Source organism: Paenibacillus antarcticus (assembly GCF_001637225.1).
GTDB classification, from domain to species: Bacteria; Bacillota; Bacilli; order Paenibacillales; family Paenibacillaceae; genus Paenibacillus_AQ; species Paenibacillus_AQ antarcticus.
In genome coordinates, this window is record NZ_LVJI01000006.1 from 193375 (window position 1) to 212770 (window position 19396).

General features: G+C 42.2%; 18 protein-coding genes. All 18 read left to right on the top strand.

Going from position 1 to position 19396, the window contains the following annotated elements; all coding sequences use genetic code 11:
• Nucleotides 1-8: 8 nt before the first annotated feature.
• The 18 genes from atpA (at nucleotide 9) to PBAT_RS05650 (ending at nucleotide 19385) form a co-directional block, all read left to right on the top strand.
• Nucleotides 9-1523, top strand: a complete 1515-nt coding sequence (atpA, locus tag PBAT_RS05565) for a F0F1 ATP synthase subunit alpha (protein ID WP_068584036.1) — start codon at nucleotides 9-11, stop codon at nucleotides 1521-1523.
• 221 nt (nucleotides 1524-1744) lie between these two features.
• On the top strand, nucleotides 1745-2608 hold the full coding sequence (gene atpG / locus PBAT_RS05570) for an ATP synthase F1 subunit gamma (RefSeq protein WP_068647331.1): 864 nt from the start codon (nucleotides 1745-1747) through the stop codon (nucleotides 2606-2608).
• A gap of 103 nt (nucleotides 2609-2711) precedes the next feature.
• Complete coding sequence (gene atpD / locus PBAT_RS05575; protein WP_068584042.1) at nucleotides 2712-4112, top strand: F0F1 ATP synthase subunit beta; 1401 nt, start codon at nucleotides 2712-2714, stop codon at nucleotides 4110-4112.
• A 91-nt stretch (nucleotides 4113-4203) separates the two neighbouring features.
• Nucleotides 4204-4614 (top strand): F0F1 ATP synthase subunit epsilon, encoded by a 411-nt coding sequence (locus PBAT_RS05580; protein WP_068647333.1) that lies wholly within the window; start codon nucleotides 4204-4206, stop codon nucleotides 4612-4614.
• A 223-nt stretch (nucleotides 4615-4837) separates the two neighbouring features.
• Complete coding sequence (locus tag PBAT_RS05585) at nucleotides 4838-5092, top strand: DUF1146 family protein (protein WP_068647335.1); 255 nt, start codon at nucleotides 4838-4840, stop codon at nucleotides 5090-5092.
• Nucleotides 5093-5403: 311 nt separating this feature from the next.
• Nucleotides 5404-6756 carry a UDP-N-acetylglucosamine 1-carboxyvinyltransferase gene (gene murA / locus PBAT_RS05590; protein WP_068647338.1) on the top strand — a complete coding sequence of 451 codons (1353 nt, stop codon included), beginning with the start codon at nucleotides 5404-5406 and terminating at the stop codon, nucleotides 6754-6756.
• Nucleotides 6757-6957: 201 nt separating this feature from the next.
• Entirely contained in the window at nucleotides 6958-8361 is a 1404-nt protein-coding gene (spoIID, locus tag PBAT_RS05595) for a stage II sporulation protein D (RefSeq protein WP_246168354.1), read from the top strand.
• Between the two features lie 59 nt (nucleotides 8362-8420).
• A complete protein-coding gene (locus PBAT_RS05600) occupies nucleotides 8421-9158 on the top strand; it encodes a M23 family metallopeptidase (protein ID WP_068647341.1) in 738 nt (245 codons plus the stop codon).
• Nucleotides 9159-9374: 216 nt separating this feature from the next.
• Nucleotides 9375-9662, top strand: coding sequence for a sporulation transcriptional regulator SpoIIID (gene spoIIID / locus PBAT_RS05605; protein ID WP_068647343.1), 288 nt, complete (start codon nucleotides 9375-9377; stop codon nucleotides 9660-9662).
• A 121-nt stretch (nucleotides 9663-9783) separates the two neighbouring features.
• The gene (mreB, locus tag PBAT_RS05610; RefSeq protein ID WP_068647470.1) at nucleotides 9784-10782 is read left to right on the top strand and encodes a rod shape-determining protein; all 999 of its coding nucleotides are present in this window, start codon (nucleotides 9784-9786) and stop codon (nucleotides 10780-10782) included.
• A gap of 74 nt (nucleotides 10783-10856) precedes the next feature.
• Nucleotides 10857-11741 (top strand): flagellar hook-basal body protein, encoded by an 885-nt coding sequence (locus PBAT_RS05615; protein ID WP_068647346.1) that lies wholly within the window; start codon nucleotides 10857-10859, stop codon nucleotides 11739-11741.
• 47 nt (nucleotides 11742-11788) lie between these two features.
• Nucleotides 11789-12610, top strand: a complete 822-nt coding sequence (locus PBAT_RS05620) for a flagellar hook-basal body protein (RefSeq protein ID WP_068647349.1) — start codon at nucleotides 11789-11791, stop codon at nucleotides 12608-12610.
• Nucleotides 12611-12622: 12 nt separating this feature from the next.
• Entirely contained in the window at nucleotides 12623-12826 is a 204-nt protein-coding gene (locus PBAT_RS05625) for a DNA-directed RNA polymerase subunit beta (protein WP_068647351.1), read from the top strand.
• Nucleotides 12827-13079: 253 nt separating this feature from the next.
• A complete protein-coding gene (gene fabZ / locus PBAT_RS05630; protein WP_068595432.1) occupies nucleotides 13080-13511 on the top strand; it encodes a 3-hydroxyacyl-ACP dehydratase FabZ in 432 nt (143 codons plus the stop codon).
• A 76-nt stretch (nucleotides 13512-13587) separates the two neighbouring features.
• On the top strand, nucleotides 13588-15306 hold the full coding sequence (locus PBAT_RS05635) for a phospho-sugar mutase (protein WP_068647353.1): 1719 nt from the start codon (nucleotides 13588-13590) through the stop codon (nucleotides 15304-15306).
• 181 nt (nucleotides 15307-15487) lie between these two features.
• Entirely contained in the window at nucleotides 15488-17503 is a 2016-nt protein-coding gene (locus PBAT_RS05640; protein WP_068647357.1) for a DUF5693 family protein, read from the top strand.
• Nucleotides 17479-18624 carry a polysaccharide pyruvyl transferase CsaB gene (csaB, locus tag PBAT_RS05645; RefSeq protein WP_068647360.1) on the top strand — a complete coding sequence of 382 codons (1146 nt, stop codon included), beginning with the start codon at nucleotides 17479-17481 and terminating at the stop codon, nucleotides 18622-18624. Before PBAT_RS05640 ends, csaB begins: the two co-directional genes overlap by 25 nt.
• Entirely contained in the window at nucleotides 18621-19385 is a 765-nt protein-coding gene (locus PBAT_RS05650; RefSeq protein WP_068647362.1) for a WecB/TagA/CpsF family glycosyltransferase, read from the top strand. The genes csaB and PBAT_RS05650 overlap by 4 nt, the downstream gene beginning before the upstream one ends.
• The last annotated feature ends 11 nt before the right edge of the window (nucleotides 19386-19396 follow it).

The following is a 19396-nucleotide window of genomic DNA, read 5'->3' on the forward strand; positions in this document are numbered from 1 at the left end:
TGAAAATATTGAGTATCAAACCTGAAGAAATCAGTACACTTATTAAAAGTCAAATTGAACAATATAAATCTGACATTGAAGTCGCTGAAGTAGGTACTGTCATTCAAGTAAGTGATGGTATTGCACGCGTGCACGGAATTGAGAACGCGATGTCCGGGGAACTATTGGAATTCTCCAATGGTGTTGTCGGATTGGTACTCAACTTAGAAGAAAGCAACGTAGGTGTTGTTATTCTAGGTCGTTATACCGAGATTAAAGAAGGTGACCAAGTTAAACGTACAGGTCAGATTATGCAGGTTCCCGTTGGTGAAGCCTTGCTCGGACGTGTCGTTAATGCTCTTGGAGAACCAGTAGATGGTAAGGGTCCAATTGCTGCTACAGAATTCCGTCCGGTAGAGAGTGGTGCTCCAGGCGTTATTGATCGTAAATCAGTACATGAGCCAATGCAAACAGGGATCAAAGCGATTGATGCGATGGTACCAATCGGTCGTGGACAACGCCAGTTGATGATTGGTGACCGTCAGACAGGTAAAACTTCGATTGCAATTGACACGATTATTAACCAAAAGGGTAATGGTGTGAAATGTATCTATGTTGCTATCGGTCAGAAACAATCTACCGTAGCACAAGTTGTAGAAACACTTCGTCGCCATGGCGCATTGGAATATACAATCATTGTTACTGCAGCGGCTTCTGATCCATCACCGTTGCTTTATATTGCACCATATGCAGGTTGTGCAATGGGTGAGTACTTCATGTATAAAGGTGAGCATGCGCTCATTATTTATGATGACTTAACGAAACAAGCTTCTGCTTATCGTGAACTTTCCTTGCTACTTCGTCGTCCGCCAGGTCGCGAAGCTTATCCAGGGGATGTATTCTATCTTCACTCCCGTTTGCTGGAACGTGCAGCTAAATTAAGCGATGCAATGGGTGGAGGTTCCTTAACGGCGATACCGTTTATTGAGACACAAGCATCTGACGTAGCTGCTTATATCCCAACGAACGTAATCTCGATTACAGATGGTCAGATCTTCTTGGAATCTGAATTGTTCTATTCAGGCCAACGTCCGGCTATCAACGTTGGGGTTTCTGTATCACGTGTAGGGGGTTCAGCTCAGATCAAAGCGATGAAAAAAGTCGCAGGTGGTTTGAAACTTGACCTTGCTCAATATCGTGAACTTCAAGCGTTCTCCCAATTTGGATCGGATTTGGATAAATCAACATTAGCACGTCTAAATCGTGGTGCAAGATTGATGGAGATTCTTAAACAAGGTGTTAACCAACCGATGCAGGTAGAACAACAAGTGATTAGCTTGTATTCAGCTGTTAAGGGTCATTTGGATGATATTCCTGTAGCAGATATTCGCCGTTTCGAGAAAGAATTCGTTGCTTTCGTAGAAAGTAATCATCCTGAAATCCCACAATCTATTCGGGATACGAAGGATTTGATTGCTGACAACGAAGCTGCTTTGAAGGAAGCTATTGCGACTTTCAAAAAAGGATTTTCAGTATCGGCATAGACATATAACCGGGCCGTGAGGCTCGGTATCACTTTTTTATAAATGAACGAACGCTTACGATGCAAGTATGACTTCGTCAAAACCCAGTTAACGCTTACGATGTAAGTATGACTTCGTCAAAGCCAAGTTAATGCTTGCGATGTAAGTACGACTTCGTCAAAACTAAGTTAATGCTTACGATGCTAGTTTTGACTTCGTCAAAACTTGAAGGTGGTGAAAATATGGCAAAAGGTTTACGTGATATTAAACGTCAGATCAAGAGTGTACAGAGTACCAAACAGATCACTAAAGCAATGGAAATGGTAGCTGCTTCCAAGCTTAGAAGGGCACAAGAGAAGGCTGCTGCAGCCCGACCTTACTCGGATAAACTTAAAGAAGTAGTGTTCAGCATTGCGTCTGCTACGAAGGACATCAGTCATCCGATGTTTGAGAAGCGACCTGTGAAGAAAACAGGTTATTTGGTTATTACTTCTGATCGTGGTCTTGCTGGCGGATATAATACAAATATTTTGAAAAAGGTAATGGTTACCATTGCTGAACGTCATCAGTCTAAAGACGAATACGAAATCTTCGTAATTGGTCGTAAAGGCCGTGAATATTTCCGTCGCAGAGAGCTTCCTGTGGTTGAAGACCTAACAGACTTGTCTGACACGCCTTCGTTTGCAGATATCAAATCCATCGCTTATGCTGCAGTTCAACGTTTTGAATTGAGTCATATCGATGAATTGCATATTTGCTATAACCGGTTCGTGAATGCTTTGACACAGATTCCTGAAGTGGATCAGTTGTTGCCAATGATAACTCCGGAGAAGAGTTCTGCTGTAAGTGCGTCTTATGAATATGAACCTTCCGCAAGTGCTGTATTGGAAGTACTTTTGCCGAAATATGCAGAGACACTCATCTTTACTGCCCTGTTAGATGGTAAAGCTAGTGAATTGGGGTCGAAGATGACGGCCATGGGTAGCGCAACTAAGAACGCTACGAAGATGATCGGTGATCTACAATTGACCTATAACCGTGCTCGTCAAGCGGCAATTACACAAGAAATTTCAGAGATTGTGGCTGGAGCAGATTCACAGTCCTAAGATTCATTATCTATATAAATTTCGTACCACGGCCATATAGGGTATTTTAAGATATAAACTTAAAGACGATGGCTGAAGCAAACTTGTAGGAGGGAAACAAAAGATGAATAAAGGACGCGTTGTCAGCATTATGGGTGCGGTTGTCGACATCGAATTTCAAAGAGGTCAACTTCCGGAAATCTACAATGCGATTAAAATTCAGGCTGTCTTGCCAAACGGAAGAGAGATTAACCTGACTTTGGAAGTTTCGAATCATTTGGGCGACAATCGTGTGCGTTGTATTGCTATGTCCAGTACAGATGGATTGGTTCGCGGAATGGAAGTTGTGGATTTAGGAGTTGCGATTACGGTTCCAGTTGGTCCAGCTACGCTAGGCCGTGTATTTAACGTATTGGGAGAGCCAATTGACCAAGCGGGTGAAGTTGTTTCTGAGAAATCAAGACCGATTCACCGTGATGCACCTAGTTATGATGAACTGTCAACGCAAGCTGAGATGCTTGAGACAGGGATTAAAGTTATCGATCTTCTAGCTCCATACCAAAAGGGTGGTAAAATCGGACTCTTCGGTGGTGCTGGTGTTGGTAAAACGGTAGCAATCCAAGAATTGATTCATAATATCGCACAGGAGCATGGTGGTATTTCCGTGTTCGCGGGTGTTGGTGAACGTACTCGTGAAGGTAATGACTTACTTCATGAAATGACGGACTCTGGTGTTATTAAGAAAACGGCAATGGTGTTCGGTCAAATGAACGAGCCTCCAGGCGCACGTCTTCGTGTAGCACTTACAGGTCTTACAATGGCGGAATATTTCCGTGATGAAGAAGGTAAGGATGTACTATTGTTTGTTGATAACATCTTCCGTTTCACTCAAGCTGGTTCTGAAGTATCCGCATTGCTTGGCCGTATGCCATCAGCAGTAGGTTACCAACCAACATTGGCAACGGAAATGGGTCAATTGCAAGAGCGTATTACTTCCACTAAAAATGGTTCAGTTACTTCCATTCAAGCAATCTACGTACCTGCCGATGACTATACGGATCCGGCTCCAGCTACTACGTTTGCTCACTTGGATGCAACAACGAACTTGGAACGTAAAATTTCTGAAATGGGTATCTACCCAGCTGTGGATCCATTGGCTTCCAGTTCGCGTATCCTTGCTCCAGAAATCGTTGGTGAAGAACACTATAACGTTGCTCAAGGTGTTAAACAAATCTTGGCTCGTTACAATGAACTTCAAGATATTATCGCGATTCTCGGTATGGACGAGTTGAGTGAAGATGATAGATTAGTAGTTGGTCGTGCGCGCAGAATCCAACGTTTCTTGTCTCAACCATTCCACGTGGCTGAACAGTTCAACGGATTCCCTGGTAAATATGTTCCAGTTAAAGATACAATCCGCAGTTTCAGAGAGATTTTGGACGGTAAGCATGACAATCTTCCAGAAGCGGCATTCCTATTTGTTGGAGCTATTGAAGAAGCTGTTGAGAAGGCGAAGACACTTTAAACTGTCTATGTTATTCTAATGCTTTTGAATAGCTAAGGATATGCTTTCGAAGTAGCTATTCACAGAATAGCTTTTAAGGAGGGGAATAGATATGAACACTTTTTTATTAGAAATCGTAACGCCGGATCGTTCAGCTTACTCTAGTGAGGTTAATGGCGTAAGCGTACGTGGAATTGAAGGCGATCTAGGTATATTACCTGGACACATCCCATTCATAACTCCTCTACAGGTAGCTCCGGTTAGAATTAAAATAGGTAATGAATATACCTCTATTGCAGTAAGTGGGGGTTTTGTGGAAGTACGTAAAGATAAAGTAGTTATTTTGGCGGAAAGTGCAGAGATTGAGACTGATATTGATATTGAACGTGCAGTTGCTGCTAAAGAACGTGCAGAACGTCGTATAGTTGCTGTAAAAAGCAACCAAGCAGATATCGATTTTAAGCGTGCTGAACTTTCTCTAAAGAAAGCTATGAATCGGATTGAAGTACATTCCAAGAGATAAGATATCTTTAAAGAAACAGACAAGCTAGTTCTTAGCTTGTCTGTTTTTTTATTACAAACAGCGGTTTAAATCACCTTAATACCAATTATTTATCATAAATAAATTAAAAAGTTACAAATAAAGCGTTTGCAAAAGTGGATTCTTTTGTCCTAGGCAAGTATGATGGAAGAGTCGTATAAATAGCGTTAAGAACTGGAATTCGGAAAGGATAAGATGAACCGGTATGAATGAAGGGTTAAATACGGTTTCTGGTGCAGTAAGCGTTAGTGGATTGGTCTCGATTGTTGTATCGCTTTTTTGTATTTGGCTGTCATGGTGGGCTTTGCAGAATCTGAAGTTAGATCTTGTCATTCGCAATCCCCAAGGAACTCAAGGTAAGTTACTGCAGGTTCTTTTGGCCATCGTTCTAGGTCATTTTGTTGCTGGATTTCTGTTAGATTATTTGACGTGGAGCCAAATGATACGTTATATGTTTTAAAGAGAACAGGATTGGTTATATAATCTTAGGATAATTTTTGAACGTATTAGTATTCCTTCTTATAACAATCACTCTTGTCGAATAATAACTTTTTTTATGTCAACAATGGAAATAAGTAAATATTTCTTTTGAACCTTTTATGGACTTTCAACATAATGATAACTAACTGTTAACTGAGATATCAATCTGTAACTTTAAAAAACGCTTGTACACGTGAAATAATCAATGCTATGATGGAAGTTGGGAAAATAAGAGTGTATTTTCAGAAAGTTAGCATAAAAAGGAAAATTACGGACGCGGAGGGAATCAAGATGAGCAAATTTATCGTCCGCGGTGGCAATAGATTGATCGGAAATGTTAAAGTTAGTGGGGCTAAAAACTCAGTTCTTCCGATCATCGCTGCCTCTCTATTAGGGGGAGAAGGGGAAAGCACGATTTATGACGCCCCCCCTCTAGACGATGTGTTTACGATTACCAAAGTATTGGAATCGTTAGGTGTAAGTGTAAGCTACGACAACGAAGTATTACGCGTGAACGCGGAGCAAATCACAACTTGTGAGGCGCCATATGAGTATGTTCGTAAGATGCGGGCTTCCTTTCTAGTCATGGGTCCTTTATTAACTCGTATGGGTCATACTCGAATTTCTTTACCAGGTGGATGTGCTATTGGTTCACGACCAATTGATCAGCACCTTAAAGGATTTGAAGCTCTTGGAGCAGAAATCAATCTTGGGCAAGGTTTTATTGAAGCCAAAAGTAACGGTAGACTACGTGGCGCTAAGATTTATTTAGATGTCGCAAGCGTAGGAGCCACTGAAAATATTATGATGGCAGCTACGATGGCAGAAGGAACAACAGTTATCGAGAATGCAGCAAAAGAACCTGAGATTGTTGATTTAGCGAATTACTTGAACAGTATGGGTGCCAAAGTTCGTGGTGCTGGTACAGGAGAAATTCGTATCGAAGGTGTCGAAAAAATGTATGGAGTGAAACATACTGTCATTCCTGACCGAGTTGAAGCAGGTACATACATGGTAGCTGCTGCGATTACTGGTGGGGATGTATATGTAGAAGGTGCGATTGCGGATCATTTGGGTCCAGTCATCTCCAAGATGGAAGAGATGGGCGTGAAGATTGAACCAGATGAGAATGGTATTCGTGTTATTGCGAATCATCCATTACGTTCGGTGGATATCAAGACACTGCCTTATCCAGGGTTCCCTACAGATATGCAGTCACAAATGATGTCACTTTTACTTGTCTCGGAAGGCACTAGTGTCGTGACGGAGACGGTATTTGAGAATCGGTTCATGCATGTGGACGAATTTCAACATATGAATGCAGAAATCAAGGTAGAAGGCCGGTCAGCAATTATTACAGGTCGCGCTAAATTGAATGGTGCAAAAGTATGTGCAACAGATTTGCGTGCAGGTGCAGCACTAATCTTGCTTGGACTTGTAGCGAATGGTACGACTGAGGTCAGTGGTGTGCATCATATTGATCGTGGATATGTCCATATTGCAGAGAAGTTGTCAGCGTTAGGTGCTGATATTTGGCGAATTACGGTAGATGAGCCTGTATTGGAGCCTGTCTTAGAACATGCGGTTCAGCCGAAAGTGAAAGACGAAGTGAAACGTTTCTCAGCTCAACCGACTTGGGTATAATATATTAGGAATTCGTATACAGATTACTAAACCAAAAAACGAGCCTTTAAGGCTTGGTTTTTGGTTTTTTTTGCGTAGTCATTGTAAATCTCTTTCTCTCTCAAAATGGTTCTATCATATCTTTCGAATTCATATGTATAAGGTAGATAGAACGGAAAATCATAGGCATGTGATGTGAGCGAATGGAGGTTTGCCGTATATATGAAGGATCCGCGTCAGCAAATAAAGATTTCGATAGAACCATTACGAAACGACAGGTTGTCCCAAGATGTGACACCTTCGGCGTCACAGGATCATCTCTCCTTAGTACCACCTACGACACCACTATTAGCTAATACACCAGAGGAATTTCATGAAATCTCTTCAACGGAAGCTACTCGTAAATCGCCAACACCTATGCAAGATCTTCAAGGGTATGGACAAATACCAGAGGAACGTGGTGAACTCGAATCAGCGACAGCAGACAAGGTAGTCTCTTCTATAGCTAGATTCAACGTGCGTAATAAGCGTCTTGTCTTTGGTCGGCGTATCCGAAGGCGCGCTATCAAATCGTCTAAACGACGTGTTCCAACCGCAATATGGGCTACGGCGGTGCTACTTGCGCTCGCACTATTGTTACCGGTGATAGTGGTGTTGTTACGCCATCAGCCCATATCCCTTCCCACACCGAAGCAACCGGTAGTGGTTCCATCTCCATCACCTCCCTCGGTAGCAGAGGAGGAACCTCAGGTATCTGTTTATTTGTCCAAGCTGGGTCAAATAGAGACCCTTTCACTTGAAGACTATGTGATTGGCGTTGTCGCAGCAGAGATGCCAGCACAATTTGAGAGTGCTGCACTAACAGCTCAGGCCATTGCTGCCCGAACATTTATTGTGCAACGACTTTTTACTAATGATAAGAGTGGTGTTCCGATAGAAGGTGCAGATGTAACAGATACGGTAGCCCATCAGGCTTATATATCTAAAGAAATACTAGAGAAAGAATGGAAGAGTAATGGGAAGTCAGTTGACCTAGCTAAATTGCAGCGTGCCGTGCAGGATAGTCGCAATATTATAATGACGTATAAAGGTAAGCCGATCACTGCATCATTTTTCTCTACTAGCAATGGGTATACTGAGAATTCAGAAGATTACTGGAAGACTTCAATTCCTTACTTGCGTAGTGTATCAAGCCCATGGGATCAGACAATCGCCCCAGGTTACAAAAAGACACTCACCATAAGTAAGAAGCAATTTTTAAGTGATTTAGGGCTATCGAATATTGCTATACCAACAATGAAGAGTGCTAGTTCTTCGCTCAACTCTCTTATTCATATTCTTTCAACAACAGAAGGTCATCGGATAAAAGAATTGAAAATTGGGGGTGTTATCTTTAGTGGTAGGGAAGTTCGAGAGAAGCTCGGGCTACGTTCAAGCCAGTTCTCTTGGGTGGAATCAGGGGATGATATTGTCTTTACCACCTACGGTTACGGGCACGGCGTAGGGATGAGTCAATGGGGTGCGAATGGGATGGCTAAGGAAGGGTATACAGCTTCTCAAATTCTCAAACACTACTATACGGGGATAGACTTTCAACAAGTTACTAAACTACTCGCAAAAAAATAATATAAACAAAAGGTATAAAAGAGTTCTTCTCGGTAACAATGGTTACTGAGGTGATAACTATGAATGAACAAAACAAAAATCAATCGAATGGAGAAACTCCTAAACCATTAAAGGGAGGGCCGATTAATCAGCCATCTTCATGGAAAAGGTTGTTGTCAAAACGTTGGGTATACCCAGCAGTGTATATGGCAGCAATCGCAATTATACTAACTTTAGTGTGGGTCTATCAGGATTCCAGTCAGAAAGCACTTAACTCAGACCCTACTACAGTATCTGAAAGTCTAGTCTCAAAAGATACTGAAGTCGGTATAAACAAGTTGGACCCGGACGCGCTAGAAGTGATCGCTAAGGCAGAGACAATTGCATGGCCTGTAAGTAATGCCAAAGAAGTTAATGTTGTGAAACCGTTCTATGATCCAAAGGGTACCGATGAGAATCATCTAGAAGCTATGGTTCAATATAAGGATACCTTTGTAACGAACACAGGGTTAGATCTAGCTCGTGAGGATGATAAGCCGTTTGAAGTTAAAGCTGCACTTAGTGGGAAAGTTACTCGTGTAGAGAAACACCCATTAATGGGTAACGTGGTAGAAGTCACTCATGCAAGTAACTTGAAGACAGTGTATCAAAGTCTAACGGATACTAAAGTTAAGCTAGGGGAAGAAGTAATTCAAGGAGCTACGATTGCAACAGCTGGACGTAGTGAGATGGAGAGCAGTCTTGGTAACCACGTGCACTTTGAAGTGTACGACAACGAGGTACTGGTCAATCCTGCAGAATTACTTCCTGTGAAATAAATAAAGAAATTTAGTTCGGATGAGTTCGATTAAATGGTGAATTAACCGGAAAAGACAGGGGAAACCCTGTCTTTTTGATGTTTTGAAATGACATCTTAAATAACATGTCCACAAAATAAATGAGCATGGCCAAGCTTGTCAAGAACTTAAACTGCGAATATATAGGCACGCCCCTCATATAATGTACCAAACTATCCACAGTAAGGAGGCGGGGGCGTGCACGATTACATTAAGGAGCGAACGATCAAGATTGGTCGTTGTATCGTGGAGACTAGGCAGACGGTCCGAACCATTGCGAAGGAATTTGGCGTATCGAAGAGTACGGTGCATAAAGATTTAACGGAACGACTGCCGGAGATCAATCCCGATCTAGCTGATCAAGTGAAGCACATTCTCGAGTACCACAAATCAATCCGCCATCTTAGGGGAGGAGAAGCCACCAAAATCAAGTATAAAAAAACGAATAACAAGAAAAGAGAGGTCGTCGGTACAGCGAAATCGTAATATGTAGTTAGACATAGATATTCCCCGTTGAATCCATCCCCTGAAGTATGATATGTTAAAAGATGGTATAGGGTCGAATCGTGTCTCTTACCATAAAATAACACTTTGGGGGCTCTTCATGATGTTAAGCAAGGATATTGGAATAGATCTCGGCACGGCGAATGTGCTCATTTACGTCAAAGGGAGGGGTGTGGTTTTAAACGAACCTTCGGTTGTGACGATTGAAAGGGATACCAAGAAAGTTCTTGCTGTCGGGGAAGATGCACGCCGTATGATTGGACGCACTCCGGGCAATATCGTGGCGATTCGTCCGTTGCGTGATGGGGTCATTGCTGATTTTGAAGTAACTGAGATGATGCTTAAGTATTTTATCGACCGCGTGGGGGGACGTACCTGGTATAGTCGCCCTCGTATACTCATTTGCGCACCAACCAACATTACTTCCGTAGAACAGAAGTCTATTCGCGAAGCAGCTGAACGAAGCGGAGCGAAAGAAGTGTATCTAGAAGAAGAACCTAAAGCGGCAGCCATTGGTGCCGGGATGAATATATATGAGCCGAGTGGTAACATGGTTATCGATATCGGCGGCGGAACGACGGATGTTGCTGTTATTTCCATGGGAGATATCGTTACCGCATCTTCTCTTAAAGTAGCAGGGGACAAGTTCGATGAGGCTATTACCAAGTACATAAAGAATAAATATAAGTTGCTCATTGGAGAGCGTACAGCTGAAGACATTAAGGTGAATATCGGAACTGTACGCCCAACTGGACGTAAGGCAGAGATGGATATCCGTGGAAGAGATATGGTATCTGGACTTCCCCTAACGATTACTGTATCTTCTGGCGAGGTACAAGAGGCGCTATGGGATCCGATTTCCTCGATTGTTTTAGCAGCTAAATCCGTACTAGAACGTACACCGCCAGAGTTGTCTGCGGATATTATAGATAGAGGGGTCATCCTGACCGGCGGAGGAGCATTATTGAACGGACTAGATGAATTGTTGTCTGATGAATTACGTGTCCCTGTATGGGTAGCGGAGGACCCGATGCACTGTGTTGTCAAAGGTACAGGTATTATGCTGGACAATTTAGATAAAGTCATTAAGAAAAGGTTCTAACCCACCGATATATAACTTAGAAGAATAATAAATTTAAGTAGTAACGATAGATGCTAGAAAGGGGAATTTCCTTTATGCTAAGAGGATTATATACGGCTGCATCCGGAATGATGACGCAACAACGTCGGCATGACACTGTGACGCAGAATATTGCTAATATTAATACGACAGGATACAAACAGGTTGATAGTGTAGCGCGCTCATTCCCCGAGGTACTCATTTCTGTTACAGGTGGAGATCCTAATAATAATGATCGTAAGGTAGGAAAGCTTAATACAGGTGTATTTATGGAGGAGAGCCTCTCCATGTTCTCACAAGGGGATGTTACCGAGACGAATAAGTCGACTGATTTTGCAATTCAATCTGATCTAATCGTAAATGATCCAGCTACGGGCCAACCGATCCCATTTGATGCAAATGGTAAGTATTTAGGTGAAGACGGAAATACGATATACCAACCGCAGTCCTTCTTTACCGTACAGGATGATCAGGGGCAGGTTAGATATACACGAGATGGAAATTTCAGAGTTAATGCGGAGGGCTCTTTATTATCCTCTACAGGGTTTCAAGTATTAGGTGCGAACAATCAACCGATAACAATAGATGGTTCTATCGATAATCTCAAAGTGGATGGACAAGGTCGTATCATCAATACAACCACAGGGATGCCTACGGGCACTTCATTAGCCATAAGCGTTGTAAGCCAGCCTTATGAAATGGTAAGAGAAGGTAATGGTGTGTTTCGCATAGATAATGAAGATGCTGCAGGTGTTCGATTACGTGCATTGGGTGATAATATGGATGTACGTCAGGGTTATTTGGAGAGATCCAACGTGAACTCTACACAAGCTATGGTGGATATGAACTTAGCTGCACGGGCCTATGAATCGAACCAGAAGGTTATTCAATATTATGATAGAAGTTTGGATAAGGCTGTCAATGAGATCGGTAGAGTATAATAGGCTTATGAAGTGTATTTTTCTACTTAAGGAGGCTAGACTAGAATATGAATAACTCCATGATTAGTGCCGCAGTATCTATGAACAGTATGCAGTCGAGGCTCGATCTGATCGCTGATAACATAGCCAATATGGATACGAATGGATATAAGCGCAAAGAGAATTCCTTTGAGGACGTTCTGACTCGCGTACAAGAGCACTCCAAAGACTTCCGTAGTTCAGTACGAGCTACTCCGCTAGGTTATAATTTAGGGTATGGGGTGAAGCTTGCTTCTGTATCAACGAATATGGAGCAAGGCACACTTCAAAATACGGGAGTTCCTACGGATCTTGCGATTGAGGGTAACGGATTATTCGCTGTAGAGAGCAATGGCACAATTGCCTATACGCGTGAAGGTGCATTTCACTTTGTTCCGGATCCAACAGATAACACCTCTATGCTGTTAGTGAATAATGTTGGGGACAAGGTTCTTGATGATAAAGATAATCAAATTAAGGTTCCAGCCGTTGGGAAAGTAGCGATTGATGCCGAGGGTAGAGTATGGTCTTCCAATGGCATTGAACCAAGGGTACAAAGGGGTCAGATTCAAATCGTTGAACCGCTAAGACCTGAAGGGTTAGTTCAAATGGATGGCAATAAATTTGTTCTGGCAAACGGTGTAACGAATAATGATGTATTTGGGACGAAGAAAGCACTCTTATCTGAGGATCTTGTATCCATACGTTCAGGATATCAAGAGAAATCTAATGTAGACCTAACGGTAGAGATGACAGATATGGTTCAGGTTCAACGGGCATACCAATTGATGGCACGTTCATTAACCTCCAGTGATACCATGATGGGCCTTGCCAACAATTTACGAGGGTAGGGAGGACTAATCATGAGTGAGGAACGTAAGCCAACGCAGAAGTCACCAACACCTAGATGGCGAATTGTACTAAGGTTCATGATTCCGTTTTTACTGCTATTAGCCTTAGTGGGCGGTATGATGGTAGGGTACGTGGTTATGGGTAAGCGGAGTATGAGTGAAGTGTTCGTCTGGGACACGTGGAAACATGTATTTGATCTCGTATTTGCTCCTTAATGACGGTTCAATATGTAAGAAATGGGATCAAAATAAAGAAAACTCCGTTTAAGCGGGAGTTTTCTTTTTAGGTTCGATAACTGTATAATGATGGGGGACTCATACTTATATTTGGACAAAAGGACCCTCTCTAAAGACAATGATTGTCTTATGGAGAAAGTCCCTTATCTAAACCTCCATGTTCTGCAGAAAATGAAGGATATTACATAGTATTACCGTAACATATTACGCTTATTCGAAGGGAGTTTTGATTATGTTAGATGTGAATCAGATTCAGGAGATTATTCCTCATAGACCACCATTTTTACTAGTAGACCGTATTATTGAACTTGAGGATGGTAAGCGTGCTGTAGGGATTAAGAATGTGACCATTAATGAGCCATTCTTTACGGGACATTTCCCAGGGTATCCTGTGATGCCAGGAGTTCTCATTACTGAGGCGTTGGCTCAAGTTGGAGCTGTGGCTATTCTCAATGTGGAAAGTAACAAAGGGAAGATTGGATTTCTTGCAAGCCTTGATAATTTCCGCTTCCGAGGTCAAGTCGTACCTGGAGATACATTAAGATTAGAAGTTGAGATTATTCGTTTGAAAGGAAGCTTTGGTAAGGGTAAGGCAGTGGCTACTGTAGAGGGTAAGGTTGTTGCAGAAGGCGAGATTATGTTTGCGTTATCAGATCCTAACTAACGGATAATGGTTCTTATGTTCTATAGTTTAATCCTATTTGAATTCATTCTATTTAAAAATTGAAGGGGGACTTTACATGTCTCAGTTAAGCGAACGGTCCGCGAATAACATTGAACAATGGCTTCAAGATTCTTATATCGATGAGGATACGAAACAGGAACTCCGTAATTTAGAGCAGGACCCACAAGAACTGGAGGATCGTTTCTATAAAGATCTAGAGTTTGGTACGGGAGGACTTAGAGGCATTATTGGTGCAGGTAGTAATCGCATGAACCGTTATACGATTGGCAAAGCTACACAGGGGTTTGCACAATTTATTGTTGAATCTTATGGGCAAGCTGAAGGTAAACCTTCTGTTGTTATAGCTTATGATTCCCGTCATTTCTCTCCGGAGTTCGCTTTGGAAGCAGCACTGGTTCTTGCAGGTAATGGGATTGTAGCTAAGTTATTTCCTTCCCTTCGCACGACACCACAGCTTTCATTTAGTGTGCGTGATTTGGGAGCGACGGGTGGAATTGTCATAACTGCAAGTCATAATCCACCAGAGTATAATGGGTATAAGGTGTACAATGCTGAAGGCGGACAGCTCATCCCACATGAAGCGGAACAAGTCATTAGAAACATTAAAGAGGTGGATGGCTTCTCAGCTGTTAAGAAGCTGACACAAGCCGAAGCAGAAGCCCAAGGATTGTTGGTATGGCTTGGTGAAGCAGATGATGAAGCTTTCGTAAATACGGTTGCACAGCAAAGTATGAACTCGGAACTCATCCGTACCTCTCTAGGAGAAGACTTCCGTATTGTATATACACCTTTACATGGTACAGGTAATATTCCCGTTCGCAAGACACTTGAAGCCATTGGATTCACCCACGTTCATGTCGTACCAGAACAAGAACAACCAGATGCAGAATTCTCAACGGTTAAATCTCCGAATCCCGAAGAGCGTGAAGCATTTACGCTAGCGATGAAGCTTGGACAAGAATTGGATGCAGATATATTGATTGGTACGGACCCGGATTGTGATCGTATGGGCGCGGTTGTTAAAGATAAAGATGGTAAATATATTGTTCTTTCTGGAAATCAATCTGGTGCAATTATGATTCACTATCTGCTTAGCCAATTGAAGGAATCAGGTAAGCTTCCGGATAATGGTGTCGTTATCAAGACCATCGTAACGAGTGAGATGGGCGCATCCATCGCACGTCATTATGGAGCAGAAGTGATTAATACATTGACTGGATTCAAATATATCGGTGAAAAAATGACTCAGTATGAACAATCAGGTGAGTACACGTATTTATTCGGATATGAGGAAAGCTATGGTTACTTATCCGGGAATTACGCGAGAGACAAAGATGCGGTACTCGCCGCTATGCTGATTGCTGAAGCAGGAGCTTACTACAAAGGCCAGGGCAAGACGTTATATGATGTATTGGAAGAACTGTACGAGCAATTCGGCTATTTCCAAGAAAGATTGGAATCTCGTACATTGAAGGGCAAGGATGGACTGGCACAAATCCAATCGAAAATGACGGATTGGAGAAATACGCCTCCGCTTGAGATTGCAGGAGTTCAGGTGAAAGAAGTTCTTGACTATTCCATCGGGCTTAATGGCCTTCCACAAGAAAATGTATTGAAATTCATGTTGGAAGATGGATCGTGGTTCTGCTTACGGCCATCAGGTACGGAGCCGAAGATTAAAGTTTACTTTGCAGTATGTGGCGAGTCCTTACACCATGCAGAAGAACAGATTGAGAAGTTGGTTCAAGAAGTAATGTCACGCGTGGATGCTTAAGATGTTTGCAGAGATAGAATGAACTAAGACGAACCTTCAAATTCTTGATTGTACTAGCAAAACGAATATGAATTATGGTGAGTGTATACGTTAGTTCAATCTATATGATAGTTTCAGACCAGATGGACATTCAATTAGAATGTCCATCTGGTCTGAATGAGACATAAGGAGGTACTTGTCAGTGCAGTATAATTGGAAAAAGTGGAGTATACTCTCCCGTAAATGGTTATGGATACTCGTTATAGTCGGTATTGTGGCGGCTATGCCTGTGGCATATGATCGTTTTAAGACGGAGACATCCGCTAATGAAGTGGAATTTGTATTCGATTACCGTGATTTGGTGGACGTTGCTTCCTATGAAGCCCACCCTGTGGATTATATTAATGAGCAACTTGATCGTCTGAAAGAGGCTGGCGTGAGCAGTATGGCCATGTTCGAGAGTACGTTAGATGAATTCCAGAGATCACGGCGGATTACGCTTTATAATAGTAAAGATATCGCCAATAAGACAAATCAACTCATTCCCGTAAATGAGAACTTTACGTATATTGTATTCACCAATGAAGAGAACGCAAGTAAGATAACGCCTGTGATTGAGGAGACATTCAATAGGCTTGAATTGGTTGTGAAGCCATGGACATTTGAGAATCATAAGGGGCTTGTCATTGAGACTCCTCTAGAGAATGCTGTGATGAAGCCAATGCGCTCTGATCCAATTACGTTTGAAATGTTACGTAGCAAAGGATTTAACATTGTACCTCGCATGGGAGATAGTCTTCCCTACAATCAAGAGTATATGGAGAATTTGATTTCCGATTATGCTGCAGCAGGGGTAACGCGGATCCTGTTCGAAGGGGAGTCCGTCAAAGGATACAATGACAATGGAAGTCTGAATAGCTTGGACGGTTTTGCTGAGCTACTTAAGGAACATGGTATTGGTATTGCGGCGATTGAGAATTTGAAGAAACCTCAATTAGGTTTCAATAAATTAGCTTATGATCTTGATTATAATGTTGTAAGAATATATTCCCTAAGTGAAGGCGATGCTACTCTCGATGTGAAGAAGATCGCAGATCGATTTGCTCTTGCTAGTAAAGATCGTAATATTCGTATGTTTTACTTAAACGCAGCCCCAAGTCGTAATAGTTCTAAAGCAATGATTACGAATTCTATGGATAATTTGATCCACAGTCTTTCAGACCCAGGTAACGCCATTGATAAGCTCAAGAACGACGGGTTTACAATTGGCCAAGCTAAAGCTTTTGATGTTGCAGACTCTTCCTATCAACGAATATTGAAGTTGGTAGTAGTCCTTGGTGCAGTTGCTTTTATAACGCTATTAGTATCCTATTTCATCCCACTACTTACGATCCCTGCTTTTGTATTAGGCATGATTGGCAGTGCGGGACTATTCATTCTAAAACCTACATTGTTTGAACAGGGACTTGCGTTACTGGTGGCCATCAGCGCACCAACGGTAGCTATGGTTCTTGCCATTCGTAAGATTAATGAATTAAATGGACATACGAATGATATGAAGTTAAGCCGTCGATTGGCGCATGCACTTGTCTTGTTCGTGAAGACATCGATTATTTCTTTAAGTGCTATTCCTTTTGTTGTTGCATTGCTGAACAATATTACGTATGAATTAGTTCTTAATCAGTTCAGAGGAGTAAGCCTACTTCACTTTGCTCCTATTGCACTTACAGCGCTGTATGTTGTCCTTTATCGTGGAGGAAACCTACGTCAGAAATTGAGTGTAATTCTACGCAGTCGAATTACGGTATTGGGTGTCATAGTGGTTGGGATTATCGGCGTGTTAGGATTGTATTATTTAAGCCGTACAGGTAACGGTGGGTCAGTAACTTCACTTGAGATGTCATTCCGTACATTCATGGAGAATACATTCGGTGTTCGCCCACGTAACAAGGAATTCCTTATGGCACATCCGTTGTTGATACTGGGTGCTTTCTTATCCATTAAGTATCGTAATGCGATCTACATCATGATCATTGCGGTCATTGGACAATTGTCTATGGTTGATACATTTGCTCATATTCATACACCTCTTACTATATCCCTTATTCGTAACCTTCTAGGTCTGGGATTGGGACTTGTTATTGGACTTGTGGCAATATTTGTATGGCAGATTGCAGAAGGGTGTTGGAAACGATGGTCACCACGCCTCAGACGATAGTTATATCAGGGTATTACGGGTATAAGAATAGCGGGGACGAAGCTGTGCTTCAGTCTATTCTAACTGCTGTGGATGAACAATCTAAGGCGCTCGGATTAAATCTGCAACCGATTGTGCTCTCGATTGACCCGGAGTTGACCAAGTCAACCTATGGTGTTCAAGCTGTACATCGCATGAAGCTTGGCGAAGTGAGACAAGCTATTAAGAGTAGTAGTGGTCTAATCAGTGGTGGCGGAAGTTTACTTCAAGATGTTACCAGTCCCAAGACGATCCCATACTACTTGGGTATCATCAAGCTAGCGCAATGGATGGGAAAACCTACATTTATATATTCTCAGGGTGTGGGCCCTGTAAGTCGGGGATTGTTTCATTCGATGATTAAATTGGTATTTAAGAAATGTAATTACATTTCAGTTCGTGATCATGAATCCGCTGCGTTGCTCCAGAAGATGGGACTGAGAAGTAAATCAATAGATATCGTACCTGATCCCGTAATGGGGCTTCATCCCAAAGAACGACGTGAAGCTTTGAATGAAGGCATTGATGAGCATGGTAATAAGAATTTACCTGTAATTGGTATCTCAGTTCGTTACTGGGAGAAAGATCGTATAGAATTGCAGAAGATCGTAGAAGGCTTACAAATGGTCATGCAGAGACAGCCAATTCATTTGAGATTCCTGCCGTTTCATCTTCCAAGCGATGTAGAAGCATCACAATACATGATCGACCAACTTGGTGATGTCTCATCTACAGGAAGTCACATCAGTCTGTGTTCAGATGCCGTCCATCCGCAGGACATGTTATGGGAGATCAGTCAGTGCCAGCTTGTGATTGGAATGAGGCTCCATAGCTTGATCTATGCTGCTAATGTTCGCGTTCCGATGATTGGTATCTCTTATGATCCTAAGATCGATCAATTTCTAGAGAGACTTGAACTTCAACCCGTGGGTAATACGTCATCATTATCGCCTTCTGCATTATCTTCTGAAATCTCACGACTATTGTTGCACGAAGAGGATTGGCGAGTGGTTCATGCAACACAAATTGATCAATTGAAGCAAGAAGCACAGGTGCCTGCACAACGCATTGTAGAATATATCTTCAAAGGTGATAATAAATGAATGATAAATTGTTAAGAGAAGTACCCACTGTCCCGATATTTGGGATCGAAGTATGCAAGTGGGGAATGTCTGATACCGTACAGTATTTAACGGAAGTTATTACATCACGCACACCACATCAGGTTATTACTGCTAATCCAATTATGGTCATGGCTGCAATGAAGGATCCTGATTATCGATCAGTCATGGAACAGGCAGAATTAATCGTTCCTGATGGAACAGGTGTTGTGTGGGCAGCTAACGTAGGTGGGGAACCTGTACAGGAACGAGTTGCAGGATTTGATCTACTTCATGAGCTGATGGGAGCTGGTGAAAGCAAGCACTGGAGAGTATATTTGCTTGGTTCCACGACAGAAGTGATTCAGGAGACAGCATCTAGGTTACAATTGCAGTATCCAGGAATTATAATCGCAGGTTATCGCGATGGATTTTTTGGTCCAAAGGAAGATGATATCGTGATTAAGCAGATTAAGGATACGAACCCAGATATTCTTCTTGTAGCACGTGGTGCGGATACTCAGGAACCGTGGATCTTTCGTTACAAAGAACAATTGGCCGTTCCAATCATGATGGGCGTTGGAGGCAGTTTTGACATCATTTCAGGGAAGACCAAACGTGCTCCCATCCTATTTCAAAAGCTTCGATCAGAATGGTTATATCGGCTCCTGAGCGAACCAACGAGACTTCGAAGAATGCTTGCATTGCCGCAATTCGTAGTTAAAGTACTGCGTGATAAAGAAAACGTGACAAAACCTAACTAAAATAGGCGATA